General features: G+C 63.2%; 14 protein-coding genes. 10 read left to right on the top strand and 4 right to left on the bottom strand.

The window, feature by feature from the left end; genetic code table 11:
• The first annotated feature begins 49 nt into the window (after positions 1-49).
• The 8 genes from ACFVVI_RS27470 to ACFVVI_RS27435 all read left to right on the top strand — a co-directional run bounded on the left by ACFVVI_RS27470 (position 50) and on the right by ACFVVI_RS27435 (position 6,432).
• Positions 50-1,660 carry a hypothetical protein gene (locus ACFVVI_RS27470; protein ID WP_387447448.1) on the top strand — a complete coding sequence of 537 codons (1,611 nt, stop codon included), beginning with the start codon at positions 50-52 and terminating at the stop codon, positions 1,658-1,660.
• A gap of 89 nt (positions 1,661-1,749) precedes the next feature.
• Positions 1,750-2,163: a hypothetical protein gene (locus ACFVVI_RS27465; protein WP_387447447.1), complete on the top strand. Its 414-nt coding sequence runs from the start codon at positions 1,750-1,752 to the stop codon at positions 2,161-2,163.
• A 50-nt stretch (positions 2,164-2,213) separates the two neighbouring features.
• Positions 2,214-2,708, top strand: coding sequence for a hypothetical protein (locus tag ACFVVI_RS27460; RefSeq protein ID WP_387447446.1), 495 nt, complete (start codon positions 2,214-2,216; stop codon positions 2,706-2,708).
• A gap of 152 nt (positions 2,709-2,860) precedes the next feature.
• Positions 2,861-3,088 carry a hypothetical protein gene (locus ACFVVI_RS27455; RefSeq protein WP_387447445.1) on the top strand — a complete coding sequence of 76 codons (228 nt, stop codon included), beginning with the start codon at positions 2,861-2,863 and terminating at the stop codon, positions 3,086-3,088.
• A gap of 247 nt (positions 3,089-3,335) precedes the next feature.
• The gene (locus ACFVVI_RS27450) at positions 3,336-4,193 is read left to right on the top strand and encodes a helix-turn-helix domain-containing protein (protein ID WP_387447444.1); all 858 of its coding nucleotides are present in this window, start codon (positions 3,336-3,338) and stop codon (positions 4,191-4,193) included.
• Positions 4,194-4,693: 500 nt separating this feature from the next.
• Positions 4,694-4,942 carry a hypothetical protein gene (locus tag ACFVVI_RS27445; protein ID WP_387447443.1) on the top strand — a complete coding sequence of 83 codons (249 nt, stop codon included), beginning with the start codon at positions 4,694-4,696 and terminating at the stop codon, positions 4,940-4,942.
• Positions 4,929-6,248, top strand: coding sequence for a tyrosine-type recombinase/integrase (locus tag ACFVVI_RS27440; protein WP_387447442.1), 1,320 nt, complete (start codon positions 4,929-4,931; stop codon positions 6,246-6,248). Before ACFVVI_RS27445 ends, ACFVVI_RS27440 begins: the two co-directional genes overlap by 14 nt.
• 13 nt (positions 6,249-6,261) lie before the next feature.
• Entirely contained in the window at positions 6,262-6,432 is a 171-nt protein-coding gene (locus tag ACFVVI_RS27435; protein WP_387447441.1) for a hypothetical protein, read from the top strand.
• 93 nt (positions 6,433-6,525) lie between these two features.
• Here the strand turns inward: ACFVVI_RS27435 and ACFVVI_RS27430 are convergent, their stop codons facing one another.
• Together ACFVVI_RS27430 and ACFVVI_RS27425 are read right to left on the bottom strand one after the other, a co-directional pair.
• Positions 6,526-9,921 (bottom strand): DEAD/DEAH box helicase, encoded by a 3,396-nt coding sequence (locus tag ACFVVI_RS27430; RefSeq protein WP_387447440.1) that lies wholly within the window; start codon positions 9,919-9,921, stop codon positions 6,526-6,528.
• Between the two features lie 79 nt (positions 9,922-10,000).
• Positions 10,001-10,573, bottom strand: coding sequence for a Hachiman antiphage defense system protein HamA (locus ACFVVI_RS27425; protein WP_387447439.1), 573 nt, complete (start codon positions 10,571-10,573; stop codon positions 10,001-10,003).
• Between the two features lie 1,528 nt (positions 10,574-12,101).
• On the opposite strand from ACFVVI_RS27425, the gene ACFVVI_RS27420 reads away from it, so the two are divergent.
• Positions 12,102-13,559: a serine/threonine-protein kinase gene (locus tag ACFVVI_RS27420; protein ID WP_387447438.1), complete on the top strand. Its 1,458-nt coding sequence runs from the start codon at positions 12,102-12,104 to the stop codon at positions 13,557-13,559.
• Positions 13,560-13,755: 196 nt separating this feature from the next.
• Here ACFVVI_RS27420 and ACFVVI_RS27415 read toward each other — a convergent pair whose 3' ends face one another.
• The gene (locus tag ACFVVI_RS27415; protein WP_387447437.1) at positions 13,756-15,420 is read right to left on the bottom strand and encodes a helix-turn-helix domain-containing protein; all 1,665 of its coding nucleotides are present in this window, start codon (positions 15,418-15,420) and stop codon (positions 13,756-13,758) included.
• Between the two features lie 102 nt (positions 15,421-15,522).
• Positions 15,523-16,509, bottom strand: coding sequence for a hypothetical protein (locus ACFVVI_RS27410; RefSeq protein ID WP_387447436.1), 987 nt, complete (start codon positions 16,507-16,509; stop codon positions 15,523-15,525).
• A 587-nt stretch (positions 16,510-17,096) separates the two neighbouring features.
• Here ACFVVI_RS27410 and ACFVVI_RS27405 point away from each other — a divergent pair.
• Positions 17,097-18,101 (top strand): restriction endonuclease, encoded by a 1,005-nt coding sequence (locus ACFVVI_RS27405; protein ID WP_387447435.1) that lies wholly within the window; start codon positions 17,097-17,099, stop codon positions 18,099-18,101.
• Positions 18,102-19,455 lie beyond the last annotated feature (1,354 nt).

The following is a 19,455-nucleotide window of genomic DNA, read 5'->3' as shown; positions in this document are numbered from 1 at the left end:
AGCGCGCCCGGGTGCCGTCGACTCTTCCGTCCTAGTCAGGAGATCTGCCGTGTCTGTTCTCGTAGCACCTCACGCCACTGTCCCCACTGATGCCAATGGCACTAGTGTCGCCCAGCCCGAGTTCGGCCCGAGCGCGTTCATCGGTCCGACACTCGTCACCCCGACCGAGTCGGCCACCGTCGCCCCCGAGCCCGTCGTCGAGCCGATGCCGGAGCCCGGCACCGCGGCGTTCCTCGACGCGATCTCCACGATCGAGCTCACCTTCAGCCGCGACCGTCGCGCCGCCAAGCGCACGTTCCGCAGCGCTCTGGAGTTGGCGACCGACGCCGACTGGGACGTCCTCAACTACATGGTCGAAGTCTTCACCCTCTACCCGCGCGAGGCAGCGCTGCGACGGCTGCGCGCGCGATGGGCCGCCGGTGACGACCTCGAGCGCGAACGGCTGGTGCGGTTGGTCCCCGATACCGACCCCTTCCTGCACTCCCACGCCGACCACGACCTCGCCCAGATCCTGGAAGCCCGAGCGAAGGCCAACCCCGACACCACCGCGGCCGACGAGTTCGCCAAACTCCACGTCCAACTCCTCGCCGCCGAAATGCCACGCCAGTCGATCCGCATGTGGCGAAACCCGTTGCCGCGACTGACGTTGCCCGCTTCCCGGGCCGTCGATGCCTCCAGGCTCCGGCCCGAGCAGATCCGTGCCCGCGTCGGCGCGCGCGGCAAACGCCGACCCGCCGAAGCCGAACCGTTCGAAGTCACCGACTACGTCACCGAGTCGTTGTTCGTCGACACCGAAGTCGAAACCCAAGCCAAGTTGCGGCAACGCATGGCCGAACTGATCGCGCGCGGCGTCCGATTCACCCGAGCCGAGCCAGGGTGGACACCGCGCCGCCCTGGCGAGCGCGCACCCTTGCCCACCGAGATCTCCGAAGCGATCTGGGACCACCAGTACTGTGCCTTCGTCGCCGACCAACACGACCTCGACCGCGCCGAGGCCGGTGCCCCCGTGAAATCGCACGAGCACTCGTTGCAGTGGGCCGAACGACGCTCCGGACTGGGCTCACGCTCGGACCGCCGCGACTCCTCCATGTTCCAAGGCAACGGACTCGATGACTTCCGCACCGCCATGAACCCAGTCGCGGGATGGCGGTGCGTGTCGTGCTTTGTCGAACGCGCCGCCACCGACCAACGCCCCCTCCACACCCGTGACGCAGTGCTGCGCTCCGACGACGGGCTGTGCGACTACTGCCGCAGCGACAACCGCACCGGGTTGCCCGCACTCGAGGCCGGGTTCGAACTGTCCGACCTCGCCACCGCGTACTGCACCTACTTCGCCGAGCACTACCCCGACGCAGCATCCGCGCTGATCGCCGAGGTACGCCGACGGGCACCCGAATGGCTGATCCGTGTCGTCGACGGATTCCTCGCCACGCATCCGGATCTGCCCGGTGCCCCCACCCTCACCGACATCGATGACGAGCCCGCGCCCACGCAGTCAACACCGCGCCGAGGAGCTCGGGTGCTTCCGCCCGGCCAGCGTGCGGGCCGCTGCGAGGGCTGCACCCAGTACCTGCCCGTCCACGACGACGGGTTCTGCACCCAGTGCCGCGTCTACCTCGGCCTGTATGTGCCGGCGGCGGGCGACACCATCGCCGCCTGATCTCGTCCTCGCCCGACCCGCCTTCTCCGTAGTCGGTTGGGGCACTGCGCGACTGGGTGCCCCAACCGCTCGCCCGATGGAGGTTCCTCATGTTCGGCCGTGCCCTTCACCCCCGCGCCCGCCGCCGGTTCCGACAACAACCCACCGGTTCCGCGCTGCGGCAGTTCTGCGTGACGGTGTATCTGGCAACCGAACCGCACGCCATGCTGCGCGGGTACCCGCCCGGCATCACCCTGGTCCTCACCGACCGTTTCCTCGTCACCGTCTCAGCGCGCAACACCGACATCGAGATCCTCCACGACATCTTTGAACCCAGCTTCGACGACCCGGCGGTGGCTGAGCACGCCAACGGCGCACGCGACGGACTCCTCGGCACCTACGACCACAGCACCCGCCGCGGCTACAGCCCCGCGCGCCGACGCCTGATGGTCGGCGACGTCATCGCCCTGGGCTCACGCCACTGCGCCTGCACCGCGCTCGGGTGGCTGCACGCCCCCGGCTGACCCCCAGCTCTCACCACTGCACCGACACCCGATCCGAAAGGTGAACCACCATGGGCCAACACTTCAAACCTGTCTTCCTCGCCGAGGACTCCGACACAGTCATCGGCCACCTCGATCCAGGGATCTTCTACAAACTCGCCGAGCACGCCGACCGACGCGACAACTGGTTCGTCTCCGACGTCGCACAAATCCTCACGACACCGACGCGCATCGTCTGGGTCGGCGAGTACGCCGATCCCGAACCTGGCACTGAACCGCCTACCAACCTCCATCGCCTCGCTGACCGGCTTCCCGAGACACCAGTCCCCGATGGCCTGCCCGGGCGGCATCTGATCAACCACGACCGCCGCGTCTACCTCCTCATCGACTCCACGCCCAGCGAGGACGAGGTCCATCCGCTGCCCGCGCTCACCGTCGAAGGCGGTGAGGGCTACATCGAGGACGAGCATGGCCTGATCGGGTCCTGGGCACGCCAACGCATCAGCGTCGCTGACCCGCCGCCCACCGGATACACCGAAATCCAGTTCCGCGCCTGGTTCGTCTGACCCAGCACCGCCACCCGGCCGCACCGTCGCTGCACAGCGAGTCGGTGCCCCACCCATTCCACTCCCACCGGAGGTATTCGTGCTCCACCGAGCCCGCCACTGCCTCACACGACTCGGCGTAATCGCTGCCCGCGCCCTGCGCCGACACCGCCTTGCTCGAACGAGTCTTCGCCCGAGACACCGGCGGTCCCGACGACGTCGTGCTCGGCCGAATCTTCGACGCACTCAACGACCACCCCGAACCCGGCGACGAGCACCTGACCGCCCGCTGGTACGGCGGCGGGCATCGCTCGCTGTCGGTCGGCGACGTCGTCGCGCTCGGACCCCGCCACTACGCTTGCGCGGCAATCGGCTGGGAGCCGATCACGCGGCCGGACTGAGCGGCCCGGCGGCCGGTGGGATCAACCGCGTTTCACCGGTTGATCCCACCCAAGCACCCCCGAATCAGCCCGCCACACTCACCGTCACTGCATCCAGCCCATGCCTGCCCTCCGCCACACCTCTCGCCGCCACTCCTGCACCCTATTTCGCGCTCCCACACACCTCCCCTTCGTCTCTCTCCGCCCCATAAACAAGCAGACGGATCTCGTCACGAAGTCGCAATATTGCGCTCAAACCACACAGTATGTGACATCCACCACAAACTCCCGGGGGGGAGAGAAAAAATTGAACGAACGAATTGCACGGCCCCACAAGGGACGCCAACGTCGACGTGCCCCCAACCGACCACAGGTCTCGATCCCGGACCTCGCCACCACAATCCGGTGGATCCGGGAAGATCTCGGACTCACCCAGGCCCAAGCAGCCGCAGAGGTCAACTTCAGCGCCGTTCATCTGGGGCGTTTCGAACGCGGCGAGTCCAAGCCGCCCCCTGACACTCTCGAAAGAATCATCAGCGGATACCGCCTGGATAAGGCGATGGCCTCCCATCTTCGTGAGCTCGCGGGGCCCGCGATCATGCTGGCACCACCCGACGCCCTGCGCAGGTACGTCCGGGCAGAGAAGTCTCTGAGGCTCAACCTCGAGCGGTTCCAAGCCCGCGCCATCCCCGCCGCCTTCATCGATCCGTTCTGGAACCTGCTGGCGCACAACGACTTGTTCGCCGCAGCCCTTCCCGGCATCGACGACAGCGGCTCGATATCGGTGTGGATGTTCAGCGATTACAGCAAGACCGTGGTCACCGACCCTGAAAGCGAAGGTTCCTGGACGGTCGCGATGCTGAAATCGGCTCTGGGAAGGCACCGGAGTTCAGCGCAGGCAAAGGATCTCGTTTCCACCTTGACACCGATCAGCGATGCTCGGCGGCTGTGGGCAGCCAGCGTGAACGTCTCCCACGGGCGCGACTCGCAGTGTCCGCTGCACGCCTACGACGCCAACCACAGACTGGTCTCCTACCAGCTGTCACTGACCGACGGCATGCTCGCTCACCATGTCCAGCTCGTCACGGCCACACCAGAGGCGTACTCCGGCCCCGAACTCGTCTAGCTACCAAGGACATCCGGCCGGCGCAGCAGCGACAGATCTGCTCGCGCCGGTCGGAGCTTTGTGATCATTCACAGGGCGAGGGCTTGTCGCCCTGTTCCTGAATCGCCACCAATTTCTCGGTGCCAGCAGAAAACTGGTGGCGAACATCGCCGAATTTGTGTTTTCCTGTATATGGGAAAGAGCCACTGATCGGGCCGAAAGGTGCCCGATGCAATTTCATACGACTGCCATCCCGCTCCCGGGGCGCGAGGATTCTTCAGCGCTGCCGTCGCGAGCTGTCTTCGCTTATCTGCTGTGGCATTTCCGGTGCCGCACCGGCTCTGACAGTTGCCGTGTCTTGAGCGCTGCCCCGCCACGTGATCACAATTCTGTGCGCTGTGGCCTCCGCCGACACCGCACGAATAGCCGCAATTCTCTCGGCGATTGCCGCCCTCCTCAGACGCGGCGCGTACAGCACTGCGCACCCGTGATCTACGTCGACCGCGACCGGAGGCACGTCGGTGAGCGATGAAGCCTCGACCCCGCCTCCACCGCCGCTTCGCCGGTGGGTCAACACCAGGTCCGCGGCCGCCCACATCGGCATCCATCCCGAAGTGCTGCGACGCTGGGCCCGCCAACCAGGCAAGCACACCTGGCTACCCAAACCCATCCGAGTCGGAAAGGAATTCCGATGGGACATCGACGCACTCGAAACAGCCCTGACGCACCCCGACGACCAACCACAGGAGCACGACGATGAGACGGGGTAGACCGCCACGGCCTCTCGGGGTTCCCGGCAAACCGATGCTCACCGAGATCGCCCCCGGACACTGGAAAGCACGCATCTACGTACGCGACACCTCCGGTCGACGCCGAGACGTCACCCGCTTCTCCCCGATCAAACTCAACACCCAAGGCCGCGCGCTTCCCGACCGCACCGGCCAACGTGCCCTCGACGCCGTTCTCAGCGCAGCCACGGACATCCGTGTCGATCTCGATGACGCACTGTCGGATTCGATCACCGTGCGGGAGCTGTGGAAGCACTATCGCGATCACCTCATCTCCCTCAACCGCGCCGGCACGACCATCAGCCGCTACGACGAGGCCGCCAAGACCTTCGACACCGCCTTCGGCGGTCGCCGGCTGTTCGAAGTCACGACCTCAACCGTAGAAGCCTTCCTCCAAGAGGTCGGCCACGCACGAGGACCGTCGAACATGCGAACCGCCCGCAACGTGCTCTCGGGAATGTTCCGGCTCGCGTGCAGCCGAACTCCCCTCGAGGTCAACCCTGTTCAAGAGGCCAAGATCGCCGAGAACGTCGAAGCCAAGGGACGCACCGGCGGCGCAGGCGATCTGACCGTCGACCAGTTGCGCTTCATCTCGTCCTCGGTGCGCGTCTCCACCACCCCGTGCCCGCGCAAACTGGCCAAGGCCGAACCTGAGCGGGGCAAACCCGTCAAGGGCATACACCCCGCCGACGGTGGCTGCGTACTGCGAGGCGCCGACATCGCCGACGCGATCACCCTTTGCGCCGCGACCGGCCTACGTCGCTCCCAGATGCTCGGACTGGTGTGGTCTGACATCGACTTCGACGAGTCCACACTTCGCCCCACCGGCAAGGTCATCCGTCTCGCGGGCGTCGGACTGGTCCGTGTTACCGACGACAACGATCCGAAGAACCACACCGGCACCATGGCGTTGCCAGACTTCGCCGTGGTGATGCTCAAGCGTCGCAAGGCCGCGATGGCTGCGCGGCGCCTGGCCTCACCGCCGGAGTCTGGCTCCGAGGATCTCGATCTGGTCTTCCCCTCGGCGGTATGGACGTTGCGCGACCCGCAGAACGTCGGCCATGCGTGGCAACGTGTTCGGGAAGCTCTCGGATTCGATGAGGACATCACCCCGCACAGCTTCCGCCACGCCGTAGCGACGATCCTCGACGACGCCGGAATCTCGGCCCGTGTGACCGCCGATGTTCTCGGCCACACTGATCCCTCGATGACCCAGAAGCACTACATGGCACGAGGTCGTCCGCACCGTGCCGCAGCCGCCGTCCTCGACCGAGCCATCGGCGACTAGGCGACTGCTCCAGATGAGTGATGTGTTCGCTTTCGCCAACCGGTCGCTCATCCCGCTGCGGATGTTCGCGACAGAGCATCGCCGGACTGGCAAGAACCCCCAGCGGGCACTGAGCAGCGCAGCTGCGGGCATAGACATTTCGGCGTATCCGATCGACGATGGCTACCGGGTCCAGCTCGCGTAGTGGCAGGCTTCCTCGGTGAATGGCCCAGTTGCCACGGGTGCTGTAGCTGTGCCGTCTAATCAGCTGTCGCAGTGCCAATGCGTTGCCGGTTACTTATCCGTATAGATCTGCCGGGCCCCTGTAGTTGAGCTCAACGGTATTTTCTGCGGAGATACCCGACACCTCTAGCAGACCAGCCCGTTTCGGATTGAGCGGCTCGTTGAGGAATCCCACGCGTCGCCCATCTGGCATGTCGATGAAGGTTCGCCCCTCGTAAGAGACGGCTCGGTACGGGGCGGCGCTGCTGGATGGGTGGTCATCGAACCAGGTCACTGCCGCGTACTCGACTGTGTGGGTCCATGTCTTTTGCCCAGACGCCACACTTCGGTTGGTGAACCCGGTCCACAGGTCGTGTGTAGTCGGCGTTGGCCAGTCATCGTCGTCTGCATGTCGACGCACATCTGCGGAGCCCAACCACAGGTGAAGCTCTGCCAAGGTGGTGAATTGCCCACTCTCTGACAGAACGGCCGCGATTGCACCTGACCGAGAAGAGAAACCAGCTCTCATGAGCAGAGCTGCGGAACGGTTCAGCGTTCCCGCTTCAACCGCCGCCACCGCATGTCCTTGATCTGGCTCGATCAGCAACCACGCGTCGTCAGCACATTCATGGGCGGAAGCTCGAACGCGCACAGCCTCCATCGCCCACGGCAATCGGTAGGCGAGAGTGTCCTCGATCAGCTCGAGCGCGTCGAAGGTGTCGTCGGCGGCAATCTCCACAACGGTTTTGCCTTCGAGCCAACCCGCCAACGTCGCCTCCCAACCGACGGAAAGCTTGAGTGGTGCGAATGGTTCGATTGCGAGAGCGATCGCAGCGAACTGAGTGATAGCGGCGATGGCTCCGTGATCATCACCGTCGAGGATGCTCCGCTCAGCATCTCTCAGATGTTGATTCAACACGTCGGCGTTTTCGTCGAGCTTGCGCCCAGTCTCGAGACCAACACCTGCGAGAAAGTAGCTGCGGCGCTGAGTTGCCGTCGTCCGATCCCATAGGAAGCGGGCTCTGGCGGAAAGACCAGCACGCAGGGCGATCTGAACGGCATCTTGTCTCCGTGCCACGCTTCGCGTCCAGAGTGACGAAGCGAGCGCGTTGTCGAGAGCCTCTTCGATGCCGACCTCGTCGACTGCGGAGTCATTGAGGAGGCTCAGCAGAGCGCAGTCAAGGCTGGAAAGCTGTTCCCTCCATTTGCGCGGAGCCTTGGCAGCCTGAGCGGCATCCTCGCCGGAGAGTTCAGGGAAATCCCACGCTGCATTGCCCGCCACGTAGTCGATGAGCACCTCGAAGTCTTCGTCTCCAAGCTTCCGCTGCATACGAATGAGCAGAGCCTGTACGAGCTGCATCAATCCGCTACTCATGTCGCGAATAGTGCTGTCGTCGACCAGTTTTTGCCAGTTTGGTCGGTCCCAAGGCTTGTTCTCGTAGAGCGGGTGAAGCACCAGGCCGACGGAGTCGACGAACGCTCGGCCAGCCCTACCAACGATATTGCGAAACTCAGACGCCTTGATCACCACGCGATCCCGCCAGATGCTGTGGACGATCAGCGCGCTCGCCGAAAGGTTCAGTCCTTGGGCAAGTGTTGGCGAGGACACCGTAATCTTCAAAATACCCTCCCTGAGGAGACGTTCCACTTCCTTCCGATACGGGGTAGGAAGTGAGCCATGGTGGACCGCAACACCCAGCTTCAGGCAGGCAAGAATCGGGTGTCTCGGTCCGAGCCACTCTTCGCCGATCGTCAACGCTGTGTTCAGCTGTGCGGCATCCCCTTCGAACACGTTCCTCAGTGCGCCTTGACGATTGAGTTTGACGATCGCTTTGGCCAGCGAGTTGACCGACTTTCTGAGTGGGCAGAAGATCAGGACCGTCTGCCCTTCGTCGACGAGTTGCCACGCGGAAGCGAGCGTCAGTTCCTGTTGGTCGTTCGGGAACGATATCCGTCGCCCGTTCTTCGGTGGAATGAAGGCAGTCAGGAAACGGGGAACGAACGGCTTCTCACTACCCACGGTCACGGTGAGACGGGCGTGGTCGTCATGCCAGGTGATCTCGCCATAGCGCAACGTGGTGGGCCGCCATGAGTTGGCGATCAGGCCTGCAGGTTGATCGTCGGTGAGCCAGTTGACGAAGTCCTGCATTTGATCGCCGTCTGGGAGGATCGCTGACAGACATACGATGCGGCGGCTCGCGGCGTCGGGGCGGCGCAGCAAACGCTGAACCTGAATCTCATAGCGGACCTCCCGCTCGTTTTGCCCGATCATATGGCCCTCGTCCAGCACGACGAGGCCTACGTCGTTGAGCAAGTCGGGATCATTGCGCAGAGCGAAGTCGAGCTTCTCTGGAGTGGCGACGATGATGTTGCGCTCACCGAGAATATCTTGGTCCACTTCGCTGAGGCCGGTCGTGCCGTAGAGCGATGACACAGTCTTTCCCAAAGGGACGAAAGTGCGCTCTAGGATCGCCTCGGTCTGAGCTGACAGCGCACGTAACGGGGTCACGACAACGATTCGCCTCCGCTCCGCCAGGGTGGCGAGGATACAAAGCTCGGCGATGCGTGTCTTCCCCGCGCTCGTAGGGAGTGACAAGACGAGGTTGTCGTGTGTATCGAGCGCGCGAGCGGCAGCTTCGAGCTGGGACGGCCAGAGTTCGATCTCTGCCCGACGACGTCGGAGCAGCGTGGCAATGAAAGTTGCACGTAGCTCTTGCCAGTCCTTTCCTCCTCCTTCCAGGGGATCTACTGGAAGAACGGCATGGAAGCTGGCCTGCCACAGACCGTCGATTAGATGAATGGCAAGCCGGTGGCACCACCATTGGGGAACCAGATTCAATTCGCCGGCAGCATCAAGTCCAGTTCTCAGTCTGTGCACAGCATCATCGAGAAGCTCGGCATCACCTCGCTCGAAGGCGAGCATCGCAACGCTCATCGCAGCCATGAAAGCATCGGTAAGCGCTAGGTCCACCACATCGATGACGTCAGGTACATCTTCCTCCGCGAGGTCGTCTACTCCGACTGCTTCGTAGGAGCGCTCCAGCGCAGTCACAAGTTCAGCATCCGATGCCCTCGATTCGGCCCGCCACTCAAAGATCAGAGCAGAAAGATCGTCGAGCCTTCTGAGCATGAGCAGGACCAAACACTGCTCGCTTGACGTGGTCTGCGCCGAGTTCCGAACCTTCGACAGGAGCGAGTAAGCGCGCGCAGAAAACCCCCCCAAGTGGTAAGCCGCAGCCGCAACGACGCGGTGGAATTCTCGATCATCGGCATCGGGGCCTCGCGCAATCACGGACTCGATCGCAGCCGCGGCATTCTCGAAGGCACGTCGGCTGAGCTGGCGAGATCCCTCTGCCTCGATGAGACGCAGCCCGCTTCCGAGCAAAGCGTAGCCGTAGGACAGCAGATCGTAGTCCAGCAGTGGTCCGAACTCCGGCGCATCTTCTGGCAGGATCCCTTCACGCCAGATCATCCCACGCGCTTCGCCGCGAGCAAGGAGACCTCCTCGGAATCCTGGTGACACTGCCTCCCGTATAGCTGCTTCGATAGCCTCACGGCTTTGAGGCATCTGCGACCACCTTGGCGTAGACGGCGGCTACGAACGCCTGGACATCAGGAACCTGCAGTCCAACCGCATGACGCGTTATGGGGCCTTCGTAGGTTGTCGTACTCTCCCGAAGAATTTTGCGGGGGTCGTTGCTGGTGAAAGTGAATAGAAGCTGCAGTACCTGATGCTGATCGATCCGCGTCGACAGCTGCGCGGCGTAGATTCGGTCAGCAAGGTCGACTTCGCCCTTCTCGTCGAGTCGATCTGCGAAGAATCCCAGCGCATGAGCAGACGGGCGGCCGTTGTCGCTCTGCAGCGCCTTGTCCGCCTCAGCCACCGTTCGTCTGTCGAGAAGCGTGCGGCTCTTTACCTCGCCCTTCAAGAACTCAACCGACCCGCTCTGCGGTACCCGAACTCCGACGATGTCGTCGCCACGCATCGGCATCTGACGGTGGTCCTTCCATCTCAACTTGGCAATCATCCGATAGCCGAGATCCCGCGCTGCGTAGTGCGAGCCGATGACCTCGCCGAGGTCTCCGGAGCGCGTGTTAGGCGTTGACGGCAACTTGTCTTCCAAGTATTCAGCCGCCTCAGGCTTCCCCAGCCGCCGAAGGACCCTCGCTGCCGCGTACTGTCTCGGTGTCGCAGCTGCGGCCCAAGCGATCCCCGCATCGGCAGTGTCGTCGGACGCACTCATATGCACAAGGCGATGCGGTCCTAGCTTCTCGCGGACAGCTGGCGCCCACGACCTGATTCCGGCCATAACTCGATTCTCTCAGAGCCTGGCAAACACTATCGAAGATCATTACGCAGCAACGCCTTCCGCGCGACTGCGCCCTGTGAATCTCCCTAGTTGTCGTCGCTGACATGCACACGGACTCGGCGACAGCTCGGTCGGGCCGCCGATATGATCTCCAAGTAGGCAGCGACTGCGGGCGCCATTGAACACTGCGACAGGTCACCTGATTCAGTGGTGACTTCGTGGGGAAAAGAGTCAGGCTGGGTTCCGAAGAAATCTTCGAAACCCAGCCTGAACTGCGTATACTGTGGAGCTAAGGGGAATCGAACCCCTGACCTTCTCGATCCGGGGTCGACAGCACTATCTCGCGCCGAGGTCTTCGCGACGCGCCGGGGCCGCCGCTGAGCCCTTTGCTCAGCGACCTCCTGGTGTGGGGCACAGCCAGGCCCCAGCGCGCGACATGAACTTGAAACCGCGCGCACCGCACCGCAAGAGCACCGTCAAGGTGTGGCTGCCCTACCCCGACCAGCCCGAGAATCGATCTGCTATTGCCTCGAGCCAACCCGTGTGGTCGCGGAACCAGCCCTGCACACTGCCGAGCACGGCGGCCAACGCCAGCGAGCGGAATCCGACAGCGAGTCGGTTCCGGTGCGGCGGGCGTGTATCGGCGGGCCGGTCCTGTCGCGGGGACGCGTCCGGTTCAACGAGTCGGCCGGACGGGCGCCGCTCATGCTCACGGGCCGGAATCTGCGCGGAGTTCCCAGGGTCGGTGATGACCGCGTTCCGGGAAAGACTGGACGTCGGTTGCCGCATTGATAGGCGCGCGGCGAAGGAAAAGAGTCGGGACAGCATGATCGCAGGTCTCCAGAGATCGTGGAGTTGCCCGTACCGAGGCCAACGGCGCTGTCGAACCGACGTCGGTGCGCGGGACGGACCCTCAAGGGTGTCGCCCGGCCCGAGGCCAGCAGCTGATGGTGGTGTAGTTCTCGACCTACCGACATGCGGGCTCCTCAGGTCCTGAGTGCCCGGCCCGCGGCCAGCGGCGATGCGTCTACATCCGTTCGGCGTTGAATGTAGCGCACGTGGCAACAGATGCGGCTACGACGCGCCGAACGATCCGTACCACGTCGGTGACGCGCAGGGACTCGGTGTCGATTCGCGGTGCGGTCGGCGAACCACCATGCTGGCGAATCAGTCCGAACGCGCCAGGGGCAAAGCGGTGTCCCAACCGAGGACAAGCTGCCTATATTGGGACCGTCCATGCAGCACTGAGGGGCGAACGGCGACTGCGGCACCATTCGGCGGGAACAGCGCTTCCGAGAGGGAGGGGCTGTTATGTTCAGCGGAGGTCGTGCGATGCCTAGAGGTGGAATTTACTGACATAGCGGGAAAACACTGGAAATACGACGAATCCGCCCCACTAGGCAAAGGTGGCTACGGGACGGTGTTCCGCGGCCACGACGAGCAGGGGCATCCAGTGGCGGTCAAGGTCATCGCCTCTGAAGGCAAACCGATCAGCCGCAAACTGGACCATCGTGAACTTGAGATCATCGAGCGGGTGTGGAACTCCGGTCTGGCCACTGATCACCTGCTCGTCGCGCTGGGCATCATGCAGGACAACGATTACACCTTCATCGCGATGCCGTTGGCCGAAACTGTCCTGGCCGACCACATGCACTCATCGGAGTTGCCGCTCGCGGACAAGCTGGCCATCCTGCGCGAGATCGCCGTCGGCTTGGAGCAGCTCGCAGCGATCGGGATCGTGCACCGCGACCTCAAACCGCTCAACGTCTTGCGTGTCGATCGACGCTGGCACCTGTCAGACTTCGGTACCTCACGCGACCTGCAGCAGTCCACCAGCACCTACACCTTCAAAGGTGGCGGAGGATCCTACGAATACACGGCGCCGGAAATCTTCGACAACCTCACCCCTACTCCGCGAAGCGACCTCTATTCCTTCGGAGTGCTGGCCTACGAGCTGCTGACTGGGCAGGTGCCATTTACCGGCGAGGCTCACGAGATCGCAGAGCAGCACCGTCACAGCATGGTGCCCTCGCTGCCGACCTCGCTGCCGCCACGGCTGCATTCCATCGTGCTGCGGCTGCTGGCGAAGAATCCTAACGAACGCTACGCCGATGCCCGCGCCGTCGGCGCCGCGCTCGACGGTCTAGCCGTCCCGCTCACCGAGGACCAAACAGCTTTCGCCCACACCGTCGTCGCGGCGCGCCGACGAGAAAACATCCGAAAGGAAAGCGAAGCAATACGACAACGCGCCGAGCAGGCCATACACAACGTGCGCGTGCGAGCCGCCGCCGATCTCCGAGAGATCATCGACGTGACCTACAACGACGTCAACGCGTCAACCGCCGGGCAGACCCGATGGCTGGGCCCCGAACACGAACCACTTGATACCAACCGGCGGATGGGCTTCGTCTACGACGACTATGTCCTGCAAGCGAGACTGTGGAAACCCATTACTCCTCCCACGAACGCCACAGACGATTTTCCTCTTCTTTGGGGTGGTCTCTATCTCTACGAGTACGGGGCCGATCACGGTGCCAACAACCCCGCCCCCTCCGCCAACCTCTTGTACCTGCCCAGCGCCCCAAATGCGGCCACACATAGCACCTGGTCCCTGCGTCGCTGGGATATCGAAGGACGCGACGGACAAGCGGGATTGGACGAAGCCGACATCAGAAGCAAACTGAATGCCTATCACTCGTCCGTGATCGCCATGAACCGCTTCGTCGTCCACGACGAAGTCCTCGACGCTGCCCGTCTGTTTGCGCTGTTCCACCAGTTCATTCAAACCGCAATCGCCTAGCAGCGTCGCCGCGCCTCGGTCTCGTCACAGTGCCGCACACATCGAAGTGGCGGCACTTCGCATCGTGACGGGCACGGGCACGGGCACGGGCACGGGCAACAAATAGGCGGTGGGAGAGTCGACACCACAGCGGAGTACCAGCAAGAAAAAATCTCGATACCGGAGCCGATGCTCCCGAACTCCTTGTCGCATCCAACTAGGAGGGCTGCGCCCGGTTCCTCGCTGCGGCGATGAGTTGCCGCACGGGCTCGGTCTCGACCTCCCAAACACCGAAGTTGGTCACGCGTCGGGTCTGGTCCGCGACCTCCATCATGGCGTCGCCTAGCGTTTCGTCACTGACCCCGCCGAGCACCGCAGTGCGGAACTCGACATCGTCAGCAAGCTTGGCCCACCACGGTTCCGACCGTCGGGAGAAGTAGTTGCCGAACTCGGGGTAGTACTCGCTTCCCTTGCCGGTGGGGCGTTTGGGTCGAGTGGTGATGATGAGCGCTGCCACCGCTTCGAAGCCGCACAGCGCGTCCAGTACTTGATCGCGTTCGGGGACAGCGGTTCCGGGTTCTGGGTCATATCCGCTGTCATCCTGAACGTAGGGACGCAGAGCCGGCAGCCGATGGGTAGTCCGACGCGCGCGCGAGATGAAGCCACCGGCTTCGTCTCTCCCGTTGACCATCGGGAAGGCTGCGCTGCGCGACCCCATGACCAGCGCGTGCCCGAGCCAGATCGACCAATAGGGATCGGGGGATGGTTGCAGGGCGAGTCGGCGCACGACGTCCCATTTGCCCAGATGCACCGCCAGACCGCCGAGCGCTTCTACACGGAAAATGATCTCGAGCCACAGCACCGCCTCCCACTGCTGATTCGAGTGCCGCGGCGCGGGCGGGTAACAGTAGAGCTTGGCGAGCTGATCGATGACCGAAGCCGCGGTGACGTCCTGATCGAGGGTGAGCGCGATCCCGGCCAGGGAGATCAACCGATCGAGGATCGTTCGGTACTCGTCGATGTCTTCGCGACCGACTGCGGCGAGGGCGTCCCCGGGTCCCGTGATGAGCATCAACCGGATCGGCGCCAAGTCTCGCTCGCGCAGCATCTCCAGCACGGCGCTGTCGAACGATGCTTCGTCGAGCTGCCAGGTGAGCGCTCGCGCCGGACCGCGAGCGAGAGACTGTCCTCGCGCGTCGGTCTGGATCGCAGCGACCGTCGCGGCGAAGTCTTTTCGGTACTGCTCGCGCAGTTCCTCATCTCGGGCTGCGAGTAGACCCGCGACCTCATCTTCATTCCAGCGCACGCTGGAGGTACCGCGGCGGAGGAACACATCACCGGGCCGCAGCACCCGTTCCACCTTTCCCTTCTTGGTGTACTCGCCGATCGCTTTGACCACGGTGAATCCGACCGGGTGGCATGGGACATACACCAGCACGACGTGCGATCCGTTCACGACGTGTTGGGCGGGTATCACCCCGGTGGGGTGGAGGAGCTTCTCGAGCTTCTGCCGCAGGTTGGCCTCGTCGAACTGTTTGGCCAATGCCCTGGTCAGGTCGCCGGTTACCTGCCCCTGGTCGTCGGCGCCTATGAGGATGTAGCCGCCACGAGCGCGCATGGCCGCAACGTCCTTGGCGAACTCGACCAACTCGGGGTGCTCGTTGAGATCGACCGTGCGCTTGTAATCCAGGTTCGACAGCTCATTCCCCACGGCGAGTAAGGCTTTCACCTTCTCTTCAGAGACCACCGGTTCGACGACAACGACGTTCGCGGAGGGCATTCCCATGCACTGCAACCTACCTCGCCCGACTGACGCACAGGGCCCTCCGCACCCAGGCAAGTGCTCGCACCGCGGCACCACCAAGCAGGCAGTGCGGCGCACAGCATTCGATCTTCCGAGCAGCGTCGGCAGTCGAGGCTAGGGCAGTGCCGGGCTCGGGAGGCGCGGTGTGGTAGCGACCGGAGCATCACAACTGCGGCATCCTCAGGAAGTGAATACCGACTTCGCCACGAGGACGCCGGTCAGGTCGGTCAAATCGTGCAGGACCGTGGTTCCGTACTGCTGTGCGAGCCCCAGCTCGTTGACGCGGACGGCCCATTGCCGTTCAGTCACCACGACGTCGCAGTACGGCACAGCGATCGACAGCGCGAGTAGGTCATTGAGATCATTCTTCTTCCATAGCTGCTGGGGATTGCGCAGGCGCACCCGCCGCAGTTCGCTCATCACCCAGCGACTCGGAAGGGCTTGTAGCAGCGCGCGGGCACTGTCGATCGTGGCGATCCGATCGCGCACATCGACTCCGCGTTCGCGGCATCCGGCGATCAGCGGCTCCCAGATGTCCTCAAGCTCGGTCGAGATAGCGACTTCGTCGAGACGATCGCGTAGGCGGTTGGACGCGACGTATCCACCGATGGTGTCCTGGGTATCGACGAAGGTTTGCGCTCCGTCGCGGATCGTTCTGGCCACCTCCAGCATTCGTTGCTCGGCACCGTTGCTCGGCGGTGGCGCGGCGAGGACGCACAACTCGGCCCACCACCTGTAGGCCGCACGCAGTTCGGCGTGCTGACCGAACGGGGTATCGGCCAGCTTCGACGGATCGGGAGAACCCAGGTCCGCGTCGGTGTGGAAGGCGTGGTTGAAACCGACGCCGAACAGGTTCATCTGTGAAGTCAGTGGTCGACCGGTGAGCGCCTGTTGGATCTCGGCGGGCACCACGACCCGCGTGGGCGCGATGGCGTGGAACCGGGAGAAGTCGGCTATCGTCGCGCCCAATTCGCGGCGGCTGCGCGGGTTGGAGCGAGCTTGGGTCTCGTAGTAGTGCGCGGTGGACAGCACGAACGAGGCTAGCCCTCGTTCGACAGCGTGGCGGGCGAGGTCGTAGACCTCCTGAAATTTCTTGCCGTCCGCGCGTCCCGCTCGACACTTGAGCAGGTCGATCCACTTCGCCTGGTCGAGATAGATCCGCAGCATCCTCTAATTGTCCCCGCGTCGTCCATGCAATTTGCTGATCCGGTGCCCGCATGCCCAACTTCGAGTCGGGTCATGCCGAACCGCAACGCGGCGAATGCACTACCGGTCCCGATCATCGCCCTAGGTTCTTTGGTCGTTGCTGGCCTGGAATCTGACCAAGTCAGGAGGCCGTTGTCGGTTTCCCTGAAGCGTGGGGCTGCTGCACGATACGGTGACAGGTGGCATCTGCTCATGCAGCAGTCCCAAATCATGGGAAGAGTCCGACACCTTCGGGAACCTGCGGAAACGCTGTGTCGACTTCATGACCCGTCAAGCCTTGTCGCGCCCAGTGATACCCGGCACCTCATCAACTCTCCCACTGACCGCCGGTAAAGATGCCTATCGGCGGTTGGTTGATGTTTGCACGGCCTGGTCCACCTGTAGTCGGGTCTCGCCGATAGAACGACGACACGACTCCCGACGATCCAGAGCGTCTCCCTTTAGTGGCCGTTCGTCGGTATGGCTGCGGCGGCGCCCGGTAGACTGCCGGACGGCTTAACGCGGCCACACCTCACCAGAAGACTCACAGCGATCTCAGGGAGAGTCAATTGAACTGGGACGATCTTGACTGGGAAACGTTCGAAGCACTCGTCGCGCTTTTGATGCAAGGTGCCGGTTTCGTGATCACCTCGCCTCCAGGAAAGTCTCGGGGCCCAGACGGCGGCGTCGATTTCGTTGCCCGCAGCACCGACCAACGTGATGTCTACGTCCAAGCAAAGCACTCGCGGCGACCCCTGAGCTCATCCCAGCTTCGCTCGGCGGCCGACACGGCACGTCGGTTGAACGAACAGCTGCCCGATGCTGAATTCTTCTTCGTCTCGTCCACGAAACTACGCGCAGAGGACCGACACGCTCTCACCGAAGCCGAGGTGACAGTGTGGGACCGCGCCGACATCGACCGGCAGTTGCTCAATGCTAATCCTGATGTCGCGCAACGGATTCAAGAAACCGCCAAAGCGAGAGATCTTTCAGGGCTGTTTGCCGAGGCTGGCCCCTGCCCGGAGTCGACTTTGGCGAGCCGGGTCGCCAAAGAACTCGCTGCAATCCCACGGGGGCATGCAGGCTGGAGAACCTTCGAAAAGGAGGCCGCCCGAATACTCACCGAAATCTTCCTGCCGGATCTCGGCCCGCCCGACACACAGGTCCGCACCGCGGACGGGCTCGACATCATGGACGCTACATACCCCATCGCCTATGTAGGCTCATCCTGGTCGGACTTGCGGACGCAGTTCCAGACACGCTTCGTCGTCGCCGAGTTCAAGAACCACACCGATCCGATCGGCCAACACGAAGTGAAGTCGATCGCGCAATACCTGTTCCATAGAGCATTCCGAATGTTCGGCCTGCTCGTCTCACGAACGGAACCGAGCGCTTCGGCAGAAGCGGAACGGCGAAAAGCATGGATGGAGCCAGATTTCGAACGCGGAAAGATGATCGTCTTCCTCAGCGATGAGGACCTAGTCCAGATGGCTCAGTACAAAGACGACGGCCGTGATCCCTACCAGGTGATAGATCAGAAATTGACGGCCTTCCTTATTACTTTGAGCCCGTAATCCAGCGACTGCGCCGTGCGATCTGCGTACCATCGGTGTCCTGATCGTCCCTCGGGCCATCGTGAAACGCCGAGGCTCATGCCCTCGTGATCGACAGCATTGGCAGAACATGCGCGATAACACGACCACACCACAAGGTTCGGATCCTGGAGCCCGATGGGTCCGGAAGCCTCTCGACGCATTCGACCAGCGTGAGAGAGTTTGGTGCCACAAGACGTCTCCCCCATGTAGCAGTCACGATGCGCTCGGCGGTAGCTGTCCATCCGCGAAGGATCGCGGACCTCGTCGCGATCGCCCCAGCTCATCACACTGACGTGTCACGCTTAACCCACGCTCTGTTCAGCAACATTTCGATCGCCTATCTGCCTGGACATCATCGATGCGGATCACGTTGCGATAGGCCTCGCCCAGCGACCTACCGAAGCTATCGACAGGCCCAGGATGTGAGGGTCCGAAGACGTGGGTTGTGGCGCGATGTGAACATGCGCTGCTTCGTTCAATTCCACGACTTCCACCTCACTACGACCGCCCGATCCACAAACTATCGGTGACACAGCATCGCCCGTTAGATCCGTGTCTGAATGACGTCTGCCTCGAACGGGAAGGAACCAACTGAGGTTCCAGGTTGGGTTCCTCCCGTTCAACCGCACGCCCACAACGGTTCGAGCCGTAAACCGGTGTCCCCACCTGGCCGCCGGGGAGGAACGCTTATTGGCGGTCAGGCCGTCTATCGAGCCCAGCGTGCGTATTCGGTCGCTGGTCCCCGGCGCTGATCCGGCAGTCCCAGCTGCGCAACGCCGAACGCCCCGCTCGCGCAGAGAAGCGAGTTCGGGGCGTTCGTGATTGGGTAATCGGCCGAGCACAGGCTTGATGCAAGCTAATAGTTGGCACTTCAGCGTGTAGGTGACGCAGGCTGTTAGGGGAATCGGACAGGCCGCACGCTGAACATGACGACGAGTTGCCTACGACCATGGCTGCTGGCAGATGTCGGACTGTCGCGTCGCTTCATCATCGACAACTGCTCGGGCCTGCCCGGATACCGCTGTCGATGGGTACCGCTCAAGACCTCCCTCGACACTGCCCCCTTACGTCCACACCGGCTAACCTGCGAAACCCGGCCTGACCTGCATCTAAAGTGGAGCTAAGGGGACTCGAACCCCCGACCCCCACATTGCCAGGTTCGAGTTCATAGCAAGCCGCTAATACCGAGGACCACAGCTGCCGCGGGCAGTTGGCTTTGGATCAATCCCCGTTCGCGCGGTGCCCACAGCGACGAAGGTAACGTTCAGTCCCACGACTCGGGCTCCTCCCCGCTCCTTTTTGCCACCGGCGACTCGCCTCGACCGATGAGCCG

It is taken from the genome of Nocardia sp. NPDC058114 (genome assembly GCF_042884695.1).
Classification (GTDB): Bacteria; Actinomycetota; Actinomycetes; order Mycobacteriales; family Mycobacteriaceae; genus Nocardia.
This window is presented reverse-complemented; position numbering and strand designations above follow the sequence as displayed.